Origin of the sequence: Flagellimonas sp., from assembly GCF_965601775.1 — a bacterium.
Classification (GTDB): domain Bacteria; phylum Bacteroidota; class Bacteroidia; order Flavobacteriales; family Flavobacteriaceae; genus Flagellimonas.
In genome coordinates this window covers 3,497,953-3,517,399 of sequence record NZ_OZ271837.1, presented here as the reverse complement: position 1 = coordinate 3,517,399, position 19,447 = coordinate 3,497,953, and the positions used below count along the sequence as shown (strand labels likewise).

The following is a 19,447-nucleotide window of genomic DNA, read 5'->3' as shown; positions in this document are numbered from 1 at the left end:
CTTGGGTTTTACCAAACTCATAGAAAATCTTTTTAGACGTTTTTTACCGTCTCCTTTTACCATTGCGGTCTTACTCACCATTGTTACGATGGTCTTGGCCTTGGTTTTTACGGGAGAGGGTTCTGTTGATTCCAATTTCACTTCAATTTTATCACATTGGGAGAAAGGCATTTGGAACAGTGGCCTTTTGGTGTTTGCCTACCAAATGATGCTTATTTTGGTTTTGGGTCATGTCTTGGTTTTGAGCAAACCCATGGAACGCTTGCTTCTGGGAATAACCAAGTGGGCAAACAATACCGCCAACGCAGCTGTTTTAGTGGTCGTTTCTACCATGTTGGTGTCATTTTTTAATTGGGGGTTAGGTCTGATTTTTGGAGCAATTTTGGCTCGCAAGGTGGGAGAACATGCACAAGTCAACAATATCCCGTTGAATTATCCTTTGATTGGTGCTTGCGGTTATGCGGGCCTAATGATTTGGCATGGAGGAATAAGCGGGTCGGCTCCATTAAAGGTTGCCGAAGAAGGTCATATACCCGATTTACTAAATGGAATTACAGAAAGCTCTGTCATTGATCAGCTGCCCTCTTCCATATCCACATCATTAACTATTTTGAGCGGATGGAACTTGGGGCTATTTGGGGTAGTACTGATTGCCATAGGGCTATTGGCGTATTTCTTGGGAAAAAAATCCGTACCAACAGCAATCTCCTTAAAACCCTATGCTTTTAATTCCGTATCGAGGAAGGATTCATTGGGAGCAGAACGCTTGGATTATTCAAAATGGATGGCTTTATTTTTCGGGATACTGCTTTTTGTTGCTTTTTTGGTACAATATCTGGCACCCTTACAACAATTGAACATTACTCCGAACATGCTTAATTTCTTCATGTTGGGTTTGGCCATCGTTTTGCATGGTAGTTTTAAGAGCTTTTTGGAGGCAGTACAGGAAGCCATCTCGGATACCTCAGGAATTTTGATTCAATTTCCATTGTATTTTGGAATTATGGGGATTATGGCCGGAAGTGGGATGATAACGTCCATTTCTGATTTCTTTGTCTCCATAAGTAACACGACTACGCTTCCTATTTTTACCTTTTTCAGTGCTGGGTTGGTCAACATTTTTGTGCCCAGTGGCGGAGGACAATGGGCCATTCAAGGTCCATTGGTCTTGGAATCTGCTTTGCAACTGGGGGTTCCTTTGCCCAAAGCTATTATGGCACTTGCCTACGGTGATCAAATTACCAATATGTTGCAACCGTTTTGGGCTTTACCATTATTGGGAATAACCAAACTAAAAGCAAAGGAAATTTTGCCTTATACCCTGATTTTTATGGTGGTGGGTAGTCTTATATTCATTACCGGACTTCTTGTTTTGTAGGGGTTTTTGTAATTTTGTAGGAAAATTGCAAAGTGGAAAAAGACAAGAAGAATCTTCCTCTCTTCTTTCTTGGTGATAGGTTGGAGTTTCCACCTGTAAGTGCTGCGAATGAAGATGGACTGTTGGCGGTTGGAGGTGACCTTTCTCCTGAACGTTTATTGTTGGCCTATCGGAATGGTATTTTTCCTTGGTTTAATGAGGATGCCCTGATTTTATGGTGGAGTCCAGACCCTAGGATGGTATTGTTTCCGGACAAACTACGGGTTTCGAAAAGCATGCGAAAAGTATTGCGCAGCAATCAGTTCTCACTTACTACAAACACATGTTTCAAAGAAGTGCTGGAGCATTGCGCCAAAATCCAAAGAAAGGGACAGGATGGCACGTGGATTACCCCTAAAATGAAACAAGCGTACGAAGAGCTTTTTAATAAAGGCTTTGCCAAATCCTATGAAGTTTGGGAGGGTGATACATTGGTTGGCGGTCTTTATGGAATCGACTTAGGACACGTTTTTTGCGGCGAGAGTATGTTCAGTTTGGTTCCCAACGCCTCAAAATTTGCATTCATTAAAATGGTGACGGAGTTTCAGGAAAAACGCTATCAACTTATAGATTGTCAGGTCCATACCAGCCACTTGGAAAGTTTGGGGGCGGAACTAATTTCAAGAACTGAATTTCTTAAAGTATTAAATGGATAATTGCACGGTGGTCAGCAGAAAGATTACATGTTGGACAACCGAAGCTGTAAATTCTTCAAATCTGTATTCAATTCCCGTTTGAAGCTTTAGTCCTTTATCCAATTGCCAACCTATTTGTCCGTTAAGCCGAAAATCATATTGGGAGGAATTTCCTTGAGCAACACTCAATAGTTGCTCTGCACTACCTGCAAAATAGGGTTCTCCTATATTCAACTTCTGACCTTTTAAAGGAAAATCGAGAGTAAATCGATACCTAAATCGGTAGGTAGTTAGATTGGTGGTGATACGTTGTTCACTTCTAAATCTATGTCCATATCGAACGGTAAGGGGCCTATAGGTGAAATTATACTGCTGCGTAAATCGCAACTCATTGGAAGCATCTTCAAAAAAATCCCTGAAACGGTATTGAATTCCCAAGGCAATACTTTGATTGTCCTTAAGTGTCCATTTAGAAAAATGAGCCAAATCTATTTGTCGACTCTTAAAATCGAAACCTCCATCTCTTAGAAAAAAAGAGCGATTGGCGATGGAAAAATTATGTCCGTAGTTTGGAGTAACATCATAGTCCAAGGCAGCCTGAGGTTGCCAGAACCCCGTCAGGTTCTCTTGTGCTCGCAAGGTGATGGGAAGTAGTAGACATATCGCTACCCCTAATGTTTTAATAAAGGACATGGTCATACTTTGAACCTATGAATTTGCGCATTTCCAAGAATCGTCCTTCGGAGTCAAATAGAATTTCGAATTGCTCAAACCCTTTTTTATTCTTTGCGGAAACAATTAACTCGTAGTTTAGATAAGGTAGTAGTAGGTTTTGGAAAGCGTCGGTTAGGGTCTGGGCTGGGGATTTGTCCTTAGCGGGATACTGTTGTTGAATTTTCTTGACAGTAAATTTGGAAAAATTCCCTTCAAGATATCGTAGGATATTGGACCAGCTTTCATTTGGAATGTCCGTTGGTTTGATAATAAACTCTACATCTTCCAAAGCGCCGGACTCATCAAACTCCACACTATATCTCAATCGCCGCTTTTTGAACTTCGCTTCAAAACTTTTTTTGTCCCCATCAATTTCAAGAAAGTAACGAATCCGTTTCGCATCCTGCATGTGCGGGGACAGTAACGTTTCAATACCCTTTGGAAGTTCCGAAGGACTTATTTTATATTCTATTTCGTTCTTGACTTGGCCAAAAACAAAAAAATGGCTTCCCCATAAGCTTAGAAAAAGGAGTTTATACTTCATTGTATCGAAAACAGCTTACCTCATGATCGTTTACCATTCCTGTTGCTTGCATATGGGCATAGACAACAGTGCTCCCGACAAACTTAAATCCTCTTTTTTTCAAATCTTTGCTTAGCGCATCAGATATTGGGGAGGTGGCAGGGGCGTCCTTATAATTTTCCCATTTATTCCGAATGGGTTCGCCATCCACAAAAGCCCATAGATACTCACTAAAGCTTCCAAATTCTTCCTGTACTTTCATAAAAGCCTGGGCATTGCTGACAGTCGCATTTACCTTCAACTTGTTCCGGATAATACCTGGATTGGCTAGCAATTCGTCAATTTTGTTTTGTTCGTACCTGGAAATCTTTCGATAATCGAAATTATCAAAGGCCAATCTGAAGTTTTCGCGTTTTTTAAGAACTGTAATCCAGCTTAAGCCTGCTTGGAAAGTCTCAAGGATAAGAAACTCAAAAAGAGTGTCATCGTCTTTAACAGGAACCCCCCACTCGTTATCGTGATATGCCTCATAAAGTGGATCACCTTCACACCAGCCGCAGCGATTTATGCCCATGTTTTTGTTTTGGATAAAGATAATCCAAAACCTTATCGATTTAGAGGGAAATTAGTTCCCTGGCCACCACAGCATTCTCTATATCGGCATATATTTTACGAAGTCCTTTATAAAACTCATGCTTGTCCTTCCGTTCAAGAATGGCGGTGTACGTATTGTTCTTTCGTTTGAGTATTCCTGTGATGGTTACAACCTGATCCACCATATCACTGCTGGGTAAATCGGGTTTGTGCAGATAATTCACTTTTTGCTTCAGGGAGTTCCACAAAAAAAGATAGGCTGCGTTCGCCGGATTGCCCACCCTGAAGTTTGCTCCCAATTTTAATTGGAAGGGCTGAATAGGAATCACCGGAGCTAATTTTTCAGTTCCATGGTTGGGAAATAGGGATGGTCTTTTTCTTTTAATTTTCATGGTGACTGAATTATTAGGTAGAGAAACTTTGAATCATAAAAAGGTAAAGTGGCATTCCCAGGGTAATGTTGAAGGGGAATGTAATGGCAAGTGCCATTGGAACGTATAAGCTGGGGCTTGCCTTTGGGGCCGCAATTCTCATAGCTGCCGGGACGGCAATGTAAGACGCACTAGCAGCAAGAATGGCAAAAAGGAATCGATTTCCCGTACTATCGGTAATAAATTGACTGAACCAAGCCACTAAACAACCATTGATTATCGGTAGGCCAACGGAAAAAAAGAGCGCAAACTTTCCTTTTTTCACGAAGTCTCCCAACTTTCTACCACACATAATTCCCATATCTAGCAGAAAAACTGCCAGAAAACCTTTAAAAATGTCGGTGGTAAAAGGCTTAATGCCCTCAGCCTGTTGCTCATTAGCCATAAAACCAATAGCCAGACTGCCTAAAATAAGAAGCACGCTTCCATTGGTTACAGAATGATGTAGCACCTTGCCAAAGTCACTTTTCTCTTTTCTGTTTTTCTGGAATAATGCCATAAGCAAAACTCCAACGATTATAGAAGGGGCCTCCATCAAAGCCATAACGGCGACCATGTGACCTCCAAATTCGATAGTTTCCATCTCCAAAAAGGATATGGCTGTGACAAACGTAACGGCACTGACCGAGCCGTAAGCTGCCGCAATGGCTCCGGAGTTTTCCACACTAAATTTTCGCCTAAGAATGAAATAGGCAAAAACGGGAACGGCTATGGCCAAGAAAATCCCAAAAAACAACGACCAGATTATTTCCATGCTGAACTCGCTATGCGAAAGTTCCAATCCGCCCTTAAAACCGATAGCAAAAAGTAGGTAAAGAGAAATAAACTTGGATGAGTTTTCAGGAATGGTAAGGTCACTTTTTAACTGAACGGCTACAATGCCCAAAAAGAAAAAAAGTAACGCTGGGTTGGTAAGGTTATCAAAAAGAAGGTGCAAATCCATGTGCTTATTCTTCCAAAGTGATGTTGAGAACGCCGTTGATTCGAAGTCTTTTCCCTTCAAAACGAACGCTGTTTATAAAGTTTTTCGCAATCTGTTTTTCGTTTTCCAATTCTTGGATACGGTCATCTGGATACTTAGTGTTTGCATCCTTGTTCCCCTCGCACCAGGAAAGACGCTGAAGTTTGTGAAAGTTTATTTTCTCTTCCAACAACGCTATAATTACGTCAGATGCTTCAGATGGAGAGAAAGAACCATCTACCAATTGAATTTTTTGTTTTGTTTTAATTAGTGTTTCCATAGTTTATGATTTTTGAATTTTGTCAACTTTTTTACTTTTAAATGCGGAGCCAATAAGAAGAAGGGCCAGTATTCCGGAAGCAATTAGAATTTCGTTCAGGAACATCAGGTCATTCTGAATGGATAGACTGATGAAAAAACAAGTCATCCCGATAAATATGGCTCTTGCCGCCAGCTCGCGATTAAAGGTCCATTTAATGCTTTTTGATTTGTTTTGTTGTTTGTAGGGCAACGAGAGTTTTTCTTCCATAAATCTAAATTTGTGGCAAAGATTATACATAAATATTATATATCTTTATTTATATTTATTATCACATGAATAAAGAATATTTATGAATTATACTTTAAACCAGCTTCGGATTTTTCTTAAAATCGTTGAAAAACAAAGTATTACCAAGGCCTCGGAAGAGTTGCATTTGACCCAACCAGCGGTGTCCATACAGTTAAAGAATTTTCAAAATCAATTTCCTATTCCACTAACTGAGGTCGTTGGGAGACAACTATTCATTACCGATTTTGGAAATGAAATTGCTTCGGCTGCCAAACGAATTTTGAGGGAAGTAGATAGCATCAACTATAAACTTTTGGCGTATCAGGGAGAGTTGGCTGGAAGACTGAAAATATCTGTGGTATCCACCGGAAAATATGTAATGCCATATTTTTTATCAGATTTTGTTAGGGAGAACCCAGGTGTGGATCTGGTTATGGATGTAACAAACAAGTCTAGAGTCGTAGAAACTTTGGAGGAAAATCAAGTAGATTTTGCCCTTGTGAGCGTGTTACCGCAACACCTCAACCTAAATAAGGTGAGTTTAATGAAAAACGTATTGCAGCTGGTGGGGAATCCCAAATATTTTGAAAAGCTAAAAATTGGGAAGAACGTATTCTCCAACGATACCCCCTTGATTTTTAGGGAAAAGGGGTCAGCAACTAGGGCAGCTATGGAGAGTTACTTATCCCAGCGTAGCATTACCGTTGGAAAAAAAATTGAGCTTACCTCCAATGAGGCCGTAAAACAAGCGGTAATTGCTGGCCTCGGTTGTTCCATTATGCCTTTGATAGGGGTGCATAGGGAGTTGACAAATGGGGAATTGAATGTTATCCCATCAAAAAACCTACCCATTATCACAACGTGGAATTTGGTCTGGCTGAAAAACAAAAAGCTTTCACCCGTAGCTTCTTCACTTTTGGAATATCTAAAAACAAACAAGGAAGATATTATGAGTTCCAAGTTCAAATGGTTGAACGACTATTGAGAAGTATTCAAATTGATTTTGGGACTTATTTTTATGGTACTTTGAATATCCAGAACCAAACCTTTTTCTCGGGCATCAACCAACAAATCGGTAACCTCCTTTTTGGCCGCTTTAAGTTCTTCTATTCGCTTTCTGGATTGTTCAAGATTCTTACTTTGCTCGTTTTGTAAGTTCAAAAGTTGGACCGTATGAAATTTGATTTTGTAGTTAAGTAAAGACAACAAAACCTCTGCTGATTCAGCCGGCTCAAAGACCCCTTCTACCAAACGCACCTCATAGGAAGCTTCGCAGACTGGGTTATCTTTTTTCGTCTTTAGCCAATTGAGCACCTTGTTTTTCATTTTGTTGATTGTTAGTTAGAACAGCTTTTAAGGTGGGTTTATATCCATAAAAATTTCGACCATCTTCTCTTCTAAGAACCACTTGGGTTCTTCCGTCCCGCAGAACCTCCATTTGATCAATAATGACCATGGCCCCATTGAAGTTGAGACGCATTCCAAAACCGGAACGTGTTCGTAATGAGTTTTCCAGAACAATGATTTGGGACTGTGGAATTTCAAGAATCAGACCAGATTCCGAATCACCTCTACTTTCCGTAAAGTGTTCAAAACTTATAGTTTTTGAATGTTCTTGAGCTCCCAGGAAAGAACAAAACAAAATGGCCAATAAAATTGTGTAACGTAATCTTTTCTGCATAGGCCTGACCTTCAGTTAACTGCATAAAGATAGTTTTAATTGCAAATAAAAAAGCATTACTATTGTTAATAAGTAGTTAAACTATTAATATATGATAGTAATACTGTTATATTTGCGTTCGATTTAATGAAAGAGTTATTGCAATGGAAAGATTAATGCATACAATTCGGATAGGTATCAATGACAAAATTTATGTAAAGGACCCTGAATCATCAGATTTGGGCAAACGCATTATAGAGCAAAGTATACTGATGATAGACGAAATGGGGTTTGAAAGCTTCACCTTCAGAAAACTGGGCGAGCGTATCAAATCCAATGAAAGTTCTATTTACAGATACTTCGAAAACAAGCATAAGCTTTTGTTGTATTTGGCATCCTGGTACTGGGGGTGGTTGGAGTATAAAATGGTATTCGCTACCAATGGAATTATGGATAAAAGAGAAAAGCTTAGGAGAGCTATTGAAATATTGACCCAAACAGTTGAGCAAGATGTTTCTTTTTCCCACATCGATGAGGTGCTGTTGAACAAAATAGTAATCAACGAATATTCCAAATCTTACCTCACCAAAGAAGTAGACCGCGAGAATAAGGATGGTTATTTCATCATATACAAACGATTGGTTAATCGGTTGCATGAGATGATTGTGGCTTTGGATGGCGACTATCCCTATCCTTCCAGTTTGGCTAGCACCATTTTGGAGGGCTCTTTGCACCAATATTTTCTAAAAGAGCACTTTCCTGTTCTTACTGACTGCAATGATGTAACCACACCAACTGAATATTTTATGGATTTGGCCTTTAGGGCCCTTAAACCAAAAGTTAATGGCTAAAAACATATTAACGGCATGGCAGCGCCTGATGGGGCTCCTTACTTTGGATAAAAAAGATGTGCTGCAAATCTTTTATTATGCGATTTTTGCAGGCTTGGTGAATCTTTCCCTGCCTTTGGGAATTCAGGCCATAATTAACCTGATTCAGGGTGCTCAGGTCAGTACGTCTTGGATAGTTTTGGTTGTTTTGGTGACGCTTGGTGTTGCTTTTGTGGGCACCTTGCAATTGATGCAGATACGGATAATTGAAAATGTCCAACAAAAGATTTTCACCAGATCATCTTTTGAGTTTGCCTATCGATTTCCTAAGATACGAATGAGCCAGCTTCGGAATTACTACCCACCGGAATTAGCGAATCGATTTTTTGATACCCTTACGGTCCAAAAGTCGCTTTCTAAGATTCTAATTGATTTTCCGGCGGCACTTTTGCAAATTATATTTGGATTGCTTTTGCTCTCCTTTTATCACCCTTTCTTCATCATTTATGGAATTCTTCTGATTCTTCTAATCTACGTGGTTTTCAAATACACAGCACAAAGAGGTTTGGAAACCAGTTTGGATGAATCCAAGAATAAATACATGGTTGCCCATTGGATTCAGGAGGTCGCAAGGAGTTTGGTGAGTTTCAAACTATCTGGAAAGACATCCCATGCTATTGACAAGAACGATACGCTTGTGGCGGGATACTTGGATGCACGGGAACGCCATTTCAAGATACTTATCCTGCAATTTGTGCAAATGGTTGGGTTTAAAGTGTTGGTGACAGCAGGACTTCTTCTAATAGGAGGGCTTTTGGTCCTGAATCAGGAGATGAATATTGGTCAATTTGTAGCGGCTGAGCTTATTATTTTATTGGTCATCAGCTCCGTGGAAAAGTTGATTTTGGGATTGGAGACATTCTATGACCTTTTGACTTCCTTGGAAAAACTGGGACAGGTAGTTGACAAGCAATTGGAACCTCAGGAAGGGGAAAGACCTTTTAAAGAAGACGATGGCTTTACAGTGGAACTCGATAGCCTATCTTATAATGTTCCAGAGCGTGACAAGAAAATTATTGATGATCTCTCAATGTCCATTTCACCTTCCTGTACGATACTCTTGCAAGGCTCAAGCGGCTCTGGAAAGACTACCCTGCTTCGTCTTATTGCTGGTATTTTGGAACCGGATGAGGGTAAGATTTTTGTAAACAATGTTGCACTTCAAGGGGTAAACCTAAATTATTATCGCTCCCATTTGGGACAGTCTTTATCCGAAGAATCCCCATTTGAGGGAACCTTATTGAACAATATCACTTTTGGGAGTGAAGATATTTCCAAGGAAGATGTGTACTGGGCTTTGGAAAAAACGGGCTTGACCCAATTTGTCAAGGAACAACCCCAAGGTTTGAACACGATTCTATATCCGGAAGGAAGACAGATACCCTATACGATATCCAAAAAGATTGTATTGGCACGCAGTATTGTGAGACGTCCAAAGCTACTTATTCTGAAGGACCCGTTAGATCAATTTAATGAGACAGAAGCGGAAAACATAATGGATTTTCTTACCGATTCTGAGAATGGTTGGGCTTTAGTGATTGTCAGTGAAAACCCAAAATGGACAGAGCGTTGTGGTAGGATCATAACCATGTCAAATGGGAAAATAATTAACGAAATCAGGAAGTAATGCTTAATATTTCACATAATAAACTGAATCAAAAGGTTGATATTTCTGAATATAAGGCCGGGCTAAAGGTCTTTCACAGAAAACACTATAAGCACTTCAATCGATTTTTGGCGGTGTTTTTCATCATAGCCTTTTTCATCATGTTTTTACCATGGACACAGAACGTTAAGGGAAGAGGTTTTTTGACCACCTTGACTCCTGATCAAAGGCCGCAGACCATCCAATCACCCATACCGGGACGTATTGAAAAATGGTTTGTTCGTGAGGGAGACTTTGTTAAAAGAGGAGATACTATTTTACATATTTCTGAGATTAAGAACGAATATTTTGACCCCAATTTGGTTGAGCGAACAGGTCAACAAATAAGGGCAAAAGAGATGTCGGTTACCTCCTATCAGGAAAAGGTTAAGGCACTGGAAACACAAATCGGGGCACTGACTACAGAAAGGTCATTGAAATTGGAACAGGCTCAGAATAAACTGTTGCAGTCAAAATTAAAGGTACAAAGTGATAGTATTGACCTTGAGGCGGCAAAAACAAACATTTTAATAGCGCAAAGGCAATTTGACCGTACTACGCAGTTGGAATCTGAAGGTCTGAAAGCTATAACCGATGTGGAGGAAAAAAGGCTCAAGCTTCAAGAGACCCAAGCGAAGCTGATTTCGCAAGAAAACAAGCTTTTGGCCAGTAAAAATGAGGTATTGAATGCCCAGGTCGAGATTACCCGGGTCCAAGCTGAATACACCGATAAGATTTCAAAGGCACGTAGTGATAAATACACAGCGCAATCCAGTCAGTTTGACTCGGAGGCCCAGGTGACCAAGTTGGAGAATGAGTATACCAACTATTCCATTCGAAATAACCTCTATTATATAACAGCTCCTCAAAGCGGATTCATAAACCGTGCAATACAAGGGGGTATTGGCGAAACCTTCAAAGAAGGGGATCGATTGGTAGGTATTATGCCCGCAAGATATGATATGGCTGTAGAAACTTTTGTGGAGCCCATTGACCTTCCCTTAGTCCATATTGGCGAAAAGGTCCGTATTGAGTTTGATGGATGGCCTGCTATTTTCTTTAGTGGCTGGCCCAACCTTTCCTTTGGAACCTATGGAGGCGAAGTGGTTGCCATTGAAACCTTCATCAGCGAAAATGGAAAGTACAGAATCCTATTGGCGCCAGACGGGGAGGACCAGGAATGGCCGCAAGACCTGCGCGTCGGGTCGGGGGCAAATACTATCGCTCTCTTGGAAGACGTTCCAATCTGGTTTGAATTATGGCGACAGTTGAATGGATTCCCACCAAACTATTATCAACCTGAAAACGGCAAGTCCGATGTTGCAAAAAAATAGGCATTACTTTTTCATCCTGTTTTGCTTCCTAGCAATGACCTCAGGCTTGTATGGGCAGCAAGATACCGTTGTCCTCAAGTTTAAGGAGTTCTTGGGCTACGTAAAGAAATATCATCCCGTGGCCAAACAGGCTCAGCTAACCATTCCCATCGGTCAAGCTAACCTTATGAGGGCTAGGGGCGGTTTCGACCCCAAAATAGAAGTGGACTATAACAGGAAAGAGTTTCAAGGAACCGAATACTGGGATCGTCTAAATGCTACGTTCAAAATACCCACTTGGTACGGAATAGAACTTAAAGGGAATTTTGAGCAAATTCAAGGGGAATTCACCAATCCAGATGAGTTTCTGCCGGATGATGGATTGTACAGTCTAGGAATCTCATTTTCATTGGCAGATGGTTTTTGGATAAACGAGCGTATGGCAACTCTGAAAAGAGCAAAGTTTTTCAGGGAGCAGAGCAAGGCTGACCAAGATTTGTTGGTCAACAAAATTCTTTATGAAGCCTCATTGGCCTATTTTGATTGGTTGCGAGCGTATCAGGACGCAGAGATTTTCAGGGACTTTTTACAGAATGCGGATCGGCGGTTTCAAGGAATCAAAAAAAGTGCACTTGCCGGGGATATTGCCGTCATTGACACTGTTGAAGCAAAAATTGCGGTGCAGAACAGGGCCTTGAGCTTGGAGCAAGCTCGGGTAAAACTCATAAAGCGTTCCTTGGAGTTGTCCAATTTTCTTTGGCTAAATGATTTTCCTATTGAATTGCAGCCGAATGTGGTGCCGGATAGTGCTGTTGAAGAGGATATCGACGAGACCTTGGAGATTATGGGCAGACCTTTGGATAGTTTTACCTTGGAGAACCATCCAAAAATTCGATCCTTGGAATACAAGATTGATGGGCTTGTGGTAGACAAAAGACTGAAAGCAAACAAACTCCTTCCCACGCTGGATGTTGAGTATAATTTTTTGACGGAGACCCCAGGAAATATTGGCTCTTTGGAAACCAACGAGTTTAAGGGAGGTGTGGTTTTTAGTGTGCCTATTTTCTTAAGAAAGGAAAGAGGGGATTTAAAATTGGCCAAGTTCAAACTGAGGGATGCCGAGTTTGAGCGAGACAATGCTCTAGTGGAAATTCAGAACAAGGTGATTGCCATATATAGGGAACTGGATTCCTATACTACCCAAAATCAATTGATAGCAAATATTGTAAGGGACTATAGTACGTTGCTGTCCGCAGAAGAACGAAAGTTCAGTTTTGGGGAAAGTTCCTTGTTTCTGATCAACTCACGCGAGAGTAGTCTTATTGACGCTTTTCTCAAACAAAACGAGGTACAGAATAAATTCTTTCTTACTAAAGCCATGTTGTTTAAGAGCTTGGCCATAAATCCAGTCGATTTGTAACACATGTGCTATGGCTCAAAAGAAAATCTTACTTGAAGATGACAGAAGGCAGAACCTAAAACTCTCAATTTCTTCGGGCCTTAAGGATGCCTTTTTTATCGTTTCGGGGATTTTTTCAGCCGCCTTTGGCTTGGAGAGTTTTCTTTTACCCAACCGATTTATTGATGGTGGTGCCACAGGTATTTCGCTGTTGATTTCTGAAGTGGCCGAAGTACCCCTATGGGCACTCATTATCTTGGTCAACATACCATTTTTAATAATGGGATATCGGGTTATCGGCAAACAATTTGCCATTAAGGCAGTAATTGCCATCTTGGGGTTGGCGTTGACCTTGGTTCTGGTCACTTTCCCGGAAGTTACCCAAGACCGCCTATTAGTGGCTGTTTTTGGTGGATTTTTTCTAGGTGCAGGAATTGGACTTTCCATTAGGGGTGGAAGTGTCCTTGATGGCACCGAAGTCCTAGCTATTTTCCTTAGCAAAAAATGGGGAGTCAAAATTGGAGACATTATTATCCTTGTAAATCTAATCATCTTTTTGGCTGCTGCTTATCTACTATCCATAGAAGCCGCTTTGTATTCCATGTTGACGTATTTGGCGGCTTCCAGAACACTGGATTTTGTTGTTGAAGGGATCGAGGAATACACCGGGGTGACCATCATTTCTCAAAAAAGTGAAGAAATGCGTGAGATGATTATTGATACTATGGGTAGAGGTCTTACCATATATAACGCTCGTGGAGGCTATGGAAAAAAGGGAGAACAGATTGAATATGACGTGATATATACCGTCATAACCAGATTGGAGATTCGCAAACTACATATTGAAATCGAAAAGATTGACAAAAAGGCCTTTGTAGTTATGAATAGCATCAATGATACCAAGGGGGGAATGGTAAAGAAAAGATTGCTGAATCATTGAGAACTTCAACGGCCATACAAAGCCATATCGAAATACTAAAATTCATTGGATAAGGGAAAGTGTAAGTTTTTTTAAATCAATCCCACAAATGATAAAAATCAACATTTGTGCTGTCCGCAAGGACTACTTTTGGGAAAATTATTGGTATGGAAACAGTGGTTGAAAGTTACAAGGAAAAGGTAATGGATATTGTACGCTCGGCAATAGAAGAGGGAATGTCTTATGAGGAGTATAGGGGGTTGGTGCATGATTTGGCAAAGAATCGTTCTACTTCAGGACCTGAGCAGTTGGAATCCCTAATCAATTATACCGAGTTGAACGACCGGAGAATGGCCCGTTGGGATAAGACTTTGAAGATTTCTGAGGAAATACAGGAAAAGCTGGCCAATCTTGATTCCAATTTGGATTTTTTGGTCTTGACTGAAAGCTGGTGTGGTGATGCATCACCAAGTCTACCGGTAATTAATAAAATAGCTGAGCTTAACGAAAATTTTGATTTAAGGATTGTCCTACGTGATGAAAATCTTCCTTTAATGGACGAGTTTTTGACCAATGGCTCTCGTTCAATCCCAAAATTGATTCTTTGGGACAAGGATAAAGAGGAAGTGGTTGGCGACTGGGGACCAAGACCAAGTGTGGCTACGCAAATGGTGGAGGACTACAAAAAAGAACATGGGAAGTTAACCGCGGAGTTCAAACAAGACCTTCAAATGTGGTACAACAGGGATAAAGGGCGAAATGTACTTGAAGACCTAGTAGGACTACTTACTTTGAAATAAGTAGGTTATAGTACCTATCTGGGAACTTTTGGAATCCGGACTAAATCTAGCTTTGAGGGCATAGCGTATGGCATTATCAACCAGACAGCCGTTACTAGTACCTGAGCTCTGATCATTGAAATCTGCTGCAATCACATACCCACTGGCGTCCACTTTAATATTTATTACCACTTTTCCACCTTCAATGCAGGTGTAAATAGGCGGCGGTAGTGAATAAGCGTTTCGTTCTACAAGGGAGTATGAGATAGAAGTTCTTCTGTCTTTAAGTGCATTCGTGAAGGTTTCCTTTTGTTCTTCACGCTCGCTTAATTGCTGTTTTTTCTCCTGTCTTTTTTCAGCTAATTTCTTAAGGTATTCGGCATATTCCCCATCAGAGGTAGATGACTCACCGGCTTCACTGTTCAAAGCCCGCTCTTCCATCAACTCTTCCAAGGTTTTTAAAGGCTCTGGATTTCCAACGGTTGGTTTTGCCGTTTCATTAAGGGCCATATGACTTTTAATGGGGTCGTTATTGGTCAGTTCTTCCAATCTTTTTTCCTCTTCCTCCAATAATTTTTCGATATCCTCATCGGCTAAACTTAACTCAATCACGTATTCTTCTTCCTTCATTCCCCCGAGGTGAATGTTGTACAACAACAAAATCACCAACGACATAGAGAAGAAGGTAATTAGAAAGGACAACTGTTGACGGTTAAGATTCATGGTGCTATAATAACCACTTTTTCATTAAAATATTTCACTATTGGCTTTTCCCTAACTGCTTTTTCTAAGGATTTTAACCATTACTCCCAATATTTTGCTTAAAAACCTCAGGGGTAACAGCTTTAGATACGTTGAAATCGCCTATTTTGGTTCTTCTGAGCGCGCTCAAGTAGGCTCCAGTATTTAGTGCTTTTCCAAAATCATGGGCCAGTGAACGAATATAAGTTCCTTTGCTGCAGACTACCCGAAAATCTACCTCTGGCATTTCAAACCTAGTGATTTCGAAATCGAGTATTTCAATAATTCTTGATTGTATCTCGACCTCCTTTCCTTCCCGTGCAAATTCGTAGAGTCTTTTTCCGTCTTTTTTTAAGGCTGAGAAAAGGGGAGGTATTTGTTCAATTTTACCAGTGAACTTAGGCAGTATTTCACTCACGGCCTGTTCTGTAATATGGGATGTAGGGTATGTTTTGTCAACCGCTGTTTCTAGATCATAAGAGGGCGTGGTTGCACCTAAGGTGATGGTTCCGGTATATTCTTTTACCTGCCCCTGAAGGTCTGGAATTTTTTTGGTGAATTTACCCGTACAGATGACCAATAATCCCGTTGCTAAAGGGTCGAGGGTGCCGGCATGACCAATTTTAAACTTCTTGTTGAGGTCAAACTTTTTGCGAATGGCCCATTTTACGGCATTCAAGGCCTGAAAAGAACTCCATTTATAAGGTTTATCTATCAATAGGATTTGACCTTCTAAAAAAGACGTTTTGGATATCACCATTTAGAAATTAATGCCCCAACTTTTCGAGTATGTTTTTCGGGAAGCAAAGGTACACCTTGATTTTAATTTTATTGAACGCAGTCTTCAACCCCATCCTCAATGCCCATAAGCTTTAACATCTGACACGAAATGGCTTGTGCTTCCTTTTCCTTTTTTTCAATTTCCTGTCTGCAACGTTTTCTTTCCCGTTCCAATCCAGAACAACCACTTTTACAATTATCCAATTCAAGTTTGATGCGCTCGCAATCGGCACCTAGTTTTATTATCTCCGCTGTAATTCGATTTAGCCGCCGTTCCAGTTGTCTCTTTTGAGTCGCAAAGTCGGTTCCCTCATTTCCTAAAGCATTCGGGTCCGACGCATTGTCGGCTACACGTTTCTGTATTCTGTCCTGAACTTCCAACATTTGCAATTCTATTCCTTCTTTGCAATCAATATCGTCTGAAGCACAATCCTTAAGTCTATCAAGAAGGACTTGGATTCGGTTGTAATCCCGCTCCATGGCCTCATCCATTTCATCACTGATTTCCTGACTGGAAAACGATTGCGCTCCCATGGTTACTCCTAAGGTCGCTTCTTTATAAGAAGCCCCATCAAAAGTTTGTGATGAAGGTGTCATTTTGTTAAGAGTAGCTTCAAAAACCCCTTCATCGGATTCCACTTTGGTGTATACGGCCAATCGATTGCACTTACCGATAGACTTATCTTTGACAACACCCACCAGTAAACCTACCAAAGGAACTCCGGTTTCTATTACACGACCGTTCTGGTTTTCTCCAAAATGCATAGTGACTTTGGCTTTCTCACCATTTGGGGCATTCACCGTAGCAGTAAATGCCTTTGTTTTTTGGGAGATTGAGTTGGGTTTAGAGTCAGCAACCTCTCTCAGGCTGGCGGTATTGGAAAAAAATTCGTTGAGAAAAACGAAGTCATTGAATATTTTATCCTCCCGTGTTCCATCCATAGCAACCGTAATGGCACGTTTCATATTGGATTGGGCATCATTGACGTAAATGACCGTCTTTCCACTGGGCATAATGATAACACCATCAACTGAACCAAATTCACTGTCAATTTCACCAAAATTCACCATCATTGTCGTTCGGGATAAAAACTTCGAACCATCCGAAGTATTTACAAAATAATCAAGCTCGTATACTTCTTCAGAACCTTCGGCATTGGACTTCAATTGTGAGGAAATCAGATAGTCGAACTGAAACTGACCATTTAGATTATCTGGATTGGCTCTTACCGTATTTTGGTTTTCGATGGGACCAATACAATATGAGTCGTTTTCCTTGTTTTCACAAGCAGAAAAAAGAAAAACTAAAAAGGCAAAAAGGTAGATTCTTTTCATGGCGGATATTTAGGATTATGGAAAGTTACAAATACAATGCTTTACTCCATTTCTTAATTACCCTCAACTATTATGCCGCTAAGGCCCTGGATGATGTGATTGGAGGTATCTTTTAAAGTTTTAGTAGGTCTTAAACTTTAACCCCAAATGCTCCACGCAATTGCAATAAGTCCAACGATGAAACAATAAATGGCAAAATAGGTAAGCTTACTTTGGCGAACTAATTTGATCATCCAAGTACATGCAGCTAGACCGGCAATAAAGGCTGCAATAAAACCTGCCGTGATGGCGATGGTTTGATTTCCCGCAAAGTGAATGTCACCGCTAAGTAAATCTTTGGCCATTTTGCCAAAAATTAAAGGGACAACCATTAAAAATGAGAAGCGAGCGGATTTAGATTTATCCACACCTAGCAAAACTGCGGCTGAAATTGTGGCGCCGCTTCTTGATATTCCGGGTAAAATAGCTACAGCTTGGGCCATACCGATGGCAAAAGCGCTCCGATACGAAACGCCTTTATCGGTGGTCTTGGCCATATCTGCCAAATACAAAAGAAAGCCCGTTATAAGAAGCATAATGCCTACTATGATTATCGCGCCATCAAAAAACACCTCCAAAAAGTCCTCTAAAAAGAAACCTACCAAAGCAGCAGGTACCATGGAGATGATAATTTTTAAAGAGAATTGGGTTTCCTCGTTCCATTTAAATTGGAACAATCCCTTAAAAATGGCAATGACATCTTTTCTAAAAACAATAATGGTACTTAAAGCAGTGGCAAAATGAAGAATTACGGTAAATAAAAGGCTTTCTTCAGGAAGAGCATCTGCTCCTAAAATGGCTTTGCCCAATTCTAAATGACCACTTGAAGATACGGGTAAGAACTCAGTCAAACCTTGGATAATGCCAAGGATTATCGCGTCAATAACGTCCAAACTATTTTTTCTTTTTGTGAGGATTCAACAATATGGCATATACCTGAATACCCAAGCCGACAAGAACCAAGGTGGGTGCCAAACGTATTCTTCTAAAGCTATAAATGTCGGGATTGAAAACATTGGGGTCGTCACTACCTCCTCCACTCATTAAAATGAAGCCCAACGCAATGAAAGCGAGTCCGATAAAAAGAAATAGATAATTTCGTTTTTGAAATATGAACTCTTTTGAAGGTTCTTTTGCCTTCTTATTTTTCTTACTCATGCTGTAAAGTTAATAATAAAGATCGTCGGTCCTTAAATTCAAAAAGCGTTGTGTGGCGATATGGGTACTTAACCAAGAGATCAAAACCCCAAGAACGAACACTGAGACAAACAACCCAATAAGAGTAATTAAATCTTGGAATAGGTTCAACTCCGGAAAGTTGAGGTCTATATAATAAACCACGACGGCCAAAGCAATTAATGCTATTAGCGCCCCTAGCATTCCCAACTGAATATTGGTCCAAATAAAAGGTCTTCTGATAAACTTTTTTGTAGCCCCTACCATTTGCATGGTCTTGATGATGAATCTTTTGGAATAAATTGACAGTCGAATCGAACTATTGATGAGTAAGACCGATATAAAGGTGAAAGCACCACTTGCAATTAAAATCCAAAGACTAATTCGTTGCACGTTGTCACTAAGCAGTGAAATTAAAGGCTGGTCGTAACTTACTTCGTCCACATAAGTTTTGGATTCAATTTCATTGGCAATCTCGGAAATCTGACCCGGGGAAACGAATTCGGCTTTGAGGTTAACATCCACAGAATTCTTCAAAGGATTGTATCCTAAAAACTCCACAAAATTTTCCCCAATATCCTCACTATACTGTTCCGCGGCATCTTCTTTTGACACATAGTTGGCCGATTTGGTGTATTCGGCGAGTGCCAAACTCTTCTGAAGCTGTTCAATTTCAACCGGTTTGGCATTGTCCTTTAAGAAAATGGAAATGGTTATTTGTTCTTTAAAGTGATCCGCCAATTTTTTGGTATTAAGCACCAAAAGGCCCAAAACACCCAGTAAAAACAAAACCAAACCAATGCTCAACACTACTGAAAAGTAGGATGAAATCAAGCGTCGTCTTTGATAGCGTTCAATATATTGGCTCATAGGGCAAAATCAGTACGTAAAAATAGAAAAGTAATCAGTAACACCTAATTCAATATTCTTATTTGATACAATTAGA

At 40.4% G+C, this 19,447-nt stretch carries 24 protein-coding genes; 9 read left to right on the top strand and 15 right to left on the bottom strand.

Annotated elements, in window-relative coordinates; translation table 11 throughout:
* Window position 1: 1 nt before the first annotated feature.
* Together ACSLUF_RS16195 and aat are read left to right on the top strand one after the other, a co-directional pair.
* Entirely contained in the window at window positions 2-1,378 is a 1,377-nt protein-coding gene (locus ACSLUF_RS16195) for a short-chain fatty acid transporter (RefSeq protein ID WP_435623702.1), read from the top strand.
* 32 nt (window positions 1,379-1,410) lie between these two features.
* Window positions 1,411-2,073: a leucyl/phenylalanyl-tRNA--protein transferase gene (gene aat, locus ACSLUF_RS16190; protein WP_435623701.1), complete on the top strand. Its 663-nt coding sequence runs from the start codon at window positions 1,411-1,413 to the stop codon at window positions 2,071-2,073.
* On the opposite strand, the gene ACSLUF_RS16185 is transcribed toward aat, so the two are convergent.
* From ACSLUF_RS16185 to ACSLUF_RS16155, 7 genes are read right to left on the bottom strand one after another with little or no spacing between them, the layout of a single operon-like run.
* Entirely contained in the window at window positions 2,062-2,745 is a 684-nt protein-coding gene (locus ACSLUF_RS16185; protein WP_435623700.1) for a DUF2490 domain-containing protein, read from the bottom strand. The two genes, aat and ACSLUF_RS16185, sit on opposite strands and share 12 nt — an antisense overlap.
* Window positions 2,732-3,310: a hypothetical protein gene (locus tag ACSLUF_RS16180; RefSeq protein WP_435623699.1), complete on the bottom strand. Its 579-nt coding sequence runs from the start codon at window positions 3,308-3,310 to the stop codon at window positions 2,732-2,734. The genes ACSLUF_RS16185 and ACSLUF_RS16180 overlap by 14 nt, the downstream gene beginning before the upstream one ends.
* Window positions 3,300-3,863 (bottom strand): DNA-3-methyladenine glycosylase I, encoded by a 564-nt coding sequence (locus ACSLUF_RS16175; RefSeq protein WP_435623698.1) that lies wholly within the window; start codon window positions 3,861-3,863, stop codon window positions 3,300-3,302. Before ACSLUF_RS16175 ends, ACSLUF_RS16180 begins: the two co-directional genes overlap by 11 nt.
* Before the next feature lie 40 nt (window positions 3,864-3,903).
* Window positions 3,904-4,275 carry a hypothetical protein gene (locus ACSLUF_RS16170; RefSeq protein WP_435623697.1) on the bottom strand — a complete coding sequence of 124 codons (372 nt, stop codon included), beginning with the start codon at window positions 4,273-4,275 and terminating at the stop codon, window positions 3,904-3,906.
* Between the two features lie 13 nt (window positions 4,276-4,288).
* Window positions 4,289-5,257, bottom strand: coding sequence for a sodium-dependent bicarbonate transport family permease (locus ACSLUF_RS16165; protein WP_435623696.1), 969 nt, complete (start codon window positions 5,255-5,257; stop codon window positions 4,289-4,291).
* A gap of 4 nt (window positions 5,258-5,261) precedes the next feature.
* Window positions 5,262-5,555, bottom strand: coding sequence for a hypothetical protein (locus ACSLUF_RS16160; RefSeq protein ID WP_435623695.1), 294 nt, complete (start codon window positions 5,553-5,555; stop codon window positions 5,262-5,264).
* Between the two features lie 3 nt (window positions 5,556-5,558).
* On the bottom strand, window positions 5,559-5,804 hold the full coding sequence (locus ACSLUF_RS16155; RefSeq protein WP_435623694.1) for a hypothetical protein: 246 nt from the start codon (window positions 5,802-5,804) through the stop codon (window positions 5,559-5,561).
* 82 nt (window positions 5,805-5,886) lie between these two features.
* On the opposite strand from ACSLUF_RS16155, the gene ACSLUF_RS16150 reads away from it, so the two are divergent.
* A complete protein-coding gene (locus ACSLUF_RS16150; protein WP_435623693.1) occupies window positions 5,887-6,810 on the top strand; it encodes a LysR family transcriptional regulator in 924 nt (307 codons plus the stop codon).
* Here the strand turns inward: ACSLUF_RS16150 and ACSLUF_RS16145 are convergent.
* Entirely contained in the window at window positions 6,804-7,151 is a 348-nt protein-coding gene (locus ACSLUF_RS16145) for a hypothetical protein (protein WP_435623692.1), read from the bottom strand. The two genes, ACSLUF_RS16150 and ACSLUF_RS16145, sit on opposite strands and share 7 nt — an antisense overlap.
* Window positions 7,108-7,506: a hypothetical protein gene (locus tag ACSLUF_RS16140; protein WP_435623691.1), complete on the bottom strand. Its 399-nt coding sequence runs from the start codon at window positions 7,504-7,506 to the stop codon at window positions 7,108-7,110. Before ACSLUF_RS16140 ends, ACSLUF_RS16145 begins: the two co-directional genes overlap by 44 nt.
* A gap of 143 nt (window positions 7,507-7,649) precedes the next feature.
* Here ACSLUF_RS16140 and ACSLUF_RS16135 point away from each other — a divergent pair, with 143 nt between their 5' ends.
* The 6 genes from ACSLUF_RS16135 (at window position 7,650) to ACSLUF_RS16110 (ending at window position 14,451) form a co-directional block, all read left to right on the top strand.
* On the top strand, window positions 7,650-8,336 hold the full coding sequence (locus tag ACSLUF_RS16135) for a TetR/AcrR family transcriptional regulator (protein ID WP_435623690.1): 687 nt from the start codon (window positions 7,650-7,652) through the stop codon (window positions 8,334-8,336).
* Entirely contained in the window at window positions 8,329-10,002 is a 1,674-nt protein-coding gene (locus ACSLUF_RS16130; protein WP_435623689.1) for a peptidase domain-containing ABC transporter, read from the top strand. Before ACSLUF_RS16135 ends, ACSLUF_RS16130 begins: the two co-directional genes overlap by 8 nt.
* Entirely contained in the window at window positions 10,002-11,354 is a 1,353-nt protein-coding gene (locus ACSLUF_RS16125) for an HlyD family secretion protein (protein WP_435623688.1), read from the top strand. The genes ACSLUF_RS16130 and ACSLUF_RS16125 overlap by 1 nt, the downstream gene beginning before the upstream one ends.
* A gap of 34 nt (window positions 11,355-11,388) precedes the next feature.
* Window positions 11,389-12,753: a TolC family protein gene (locus tag ACSLUF_RS16120; protein WP_435623687.1), complete on the top strand. Its 1,365-nt coding sequence runs from the start codon at window positions 11,389-11,391 to the stop codon at window positions 12,751-12,753.
* A gap of 10 nt (window positions 12,754-12,763) precedes the next feature.
* A complete protein-coding gene (locus ACSLUF_RS16115; RefSeq protein WP_435623686.1) occupies window positions 12,764-13,672 on the top strand; it encodes a YitT family protein in 909 nt (302 codons plus the stop codon).
* 146 nt (window positions 13,673-13,818) lie between these two features.
* Window positions 13,819-14,451, top strand: coding sequence for a thioredoxin family protein (locus tag ACSLUF_RS16110; RefSeq protein WP_435623685.1), 633 nt, complete (start codon window positions 13,819-13,821; stop codon window positions 14,449-14,451).
* On the opposite strand, the gene ACSLUF_RS16105 is transcribed toward ACSLUF_RS16110, so the two are convergent.
* From ACSLUF_RS16105 to ACSLUF_RS16080, 6 genes are all read right to left on the bottom strand, one after another.
* Window positions 14,434-15,132, bottom strand: coding sequence for a hypothetical protein (locus ACSLUF_RS16105; RefSeq protein WP_435623684.1), 699 nt, complete (start codon window positions 15,130-15,132; stop codon window positions 14,434-14,436). The two genes, ACSLUF_RS16110 and ACSLUF_RS16105, sit on opposite strands and share 18 nt — an antisense overlap.
* Before the next feature lie 94 nt (window positions 15,133-15,226).
* Window positions 15,227-15,931 carry a tRNA pseudouridine(55) synthase TruB gene (gene truB / locus ACSLUF_RS16100; RefSeq protein ID WP_435623683.1) on the bottom strand — a complete coding sequence of 235 codons (705 nt, stop codon included), beginning with the start codon at window positions 15,929-15,931 and terminating at the stop codon, window positions 15,227-15,229.
* A 68-nt stretch (window positions 15,932-15,999) separates the two neighbouring features.
* Window positions 16,000-17,286, bottom strand: a complete 1,287-nt coding sequence (locus tag ACSLUF_RS16095) for a hypothetical protein (RefSeq protein WP_435623682.1) — start codon at window positions 17,284-17,286, stop codon at window positions 16,000-16,002.
* A 137-nt stretch (window positions 17,287-17,423) separates the two neighbouring features.
* A complete protein-coding gene (locus ACSLUF_RS16090) occupies window positions 17,424-18,218 on the bottom strand; it encodes an undecaprenyl-diphosphate phosphatase (RefSeq protein WP_435623681.1) in 795 nt (264 codons plus the stop codon).
* Window position 18,219: 1 nt separating this feature from the next.
* On the bottom strand, window positions 18,220-18,483 hold the full coding sequence (locus ACSLUF_RS16085) for a DUF3098 domain-containing protein (RefSeq protein WP_435623680.1): 264 nt from the start codon (window positions 18,481-18,483) through the stop codon (window positions 18,220-18,222).
* 9 nt (window positions 18,484-18,492) lie between these two features.
* The gene (locus ACSLUF_RS16080) at window positions 18,493-19,371 is read right to left on the bottom strand and encodes a cell division protein FtsX (RefSeq protein WP_435623679.1); all 879 of its coding nucleotides are present in this window, start codon (window positions 19,369-19,371) and stop codon (window positions 18,493-18,495) included.
* Window positions 19,372-19,447: the final 76 nt, after the last annotated feature.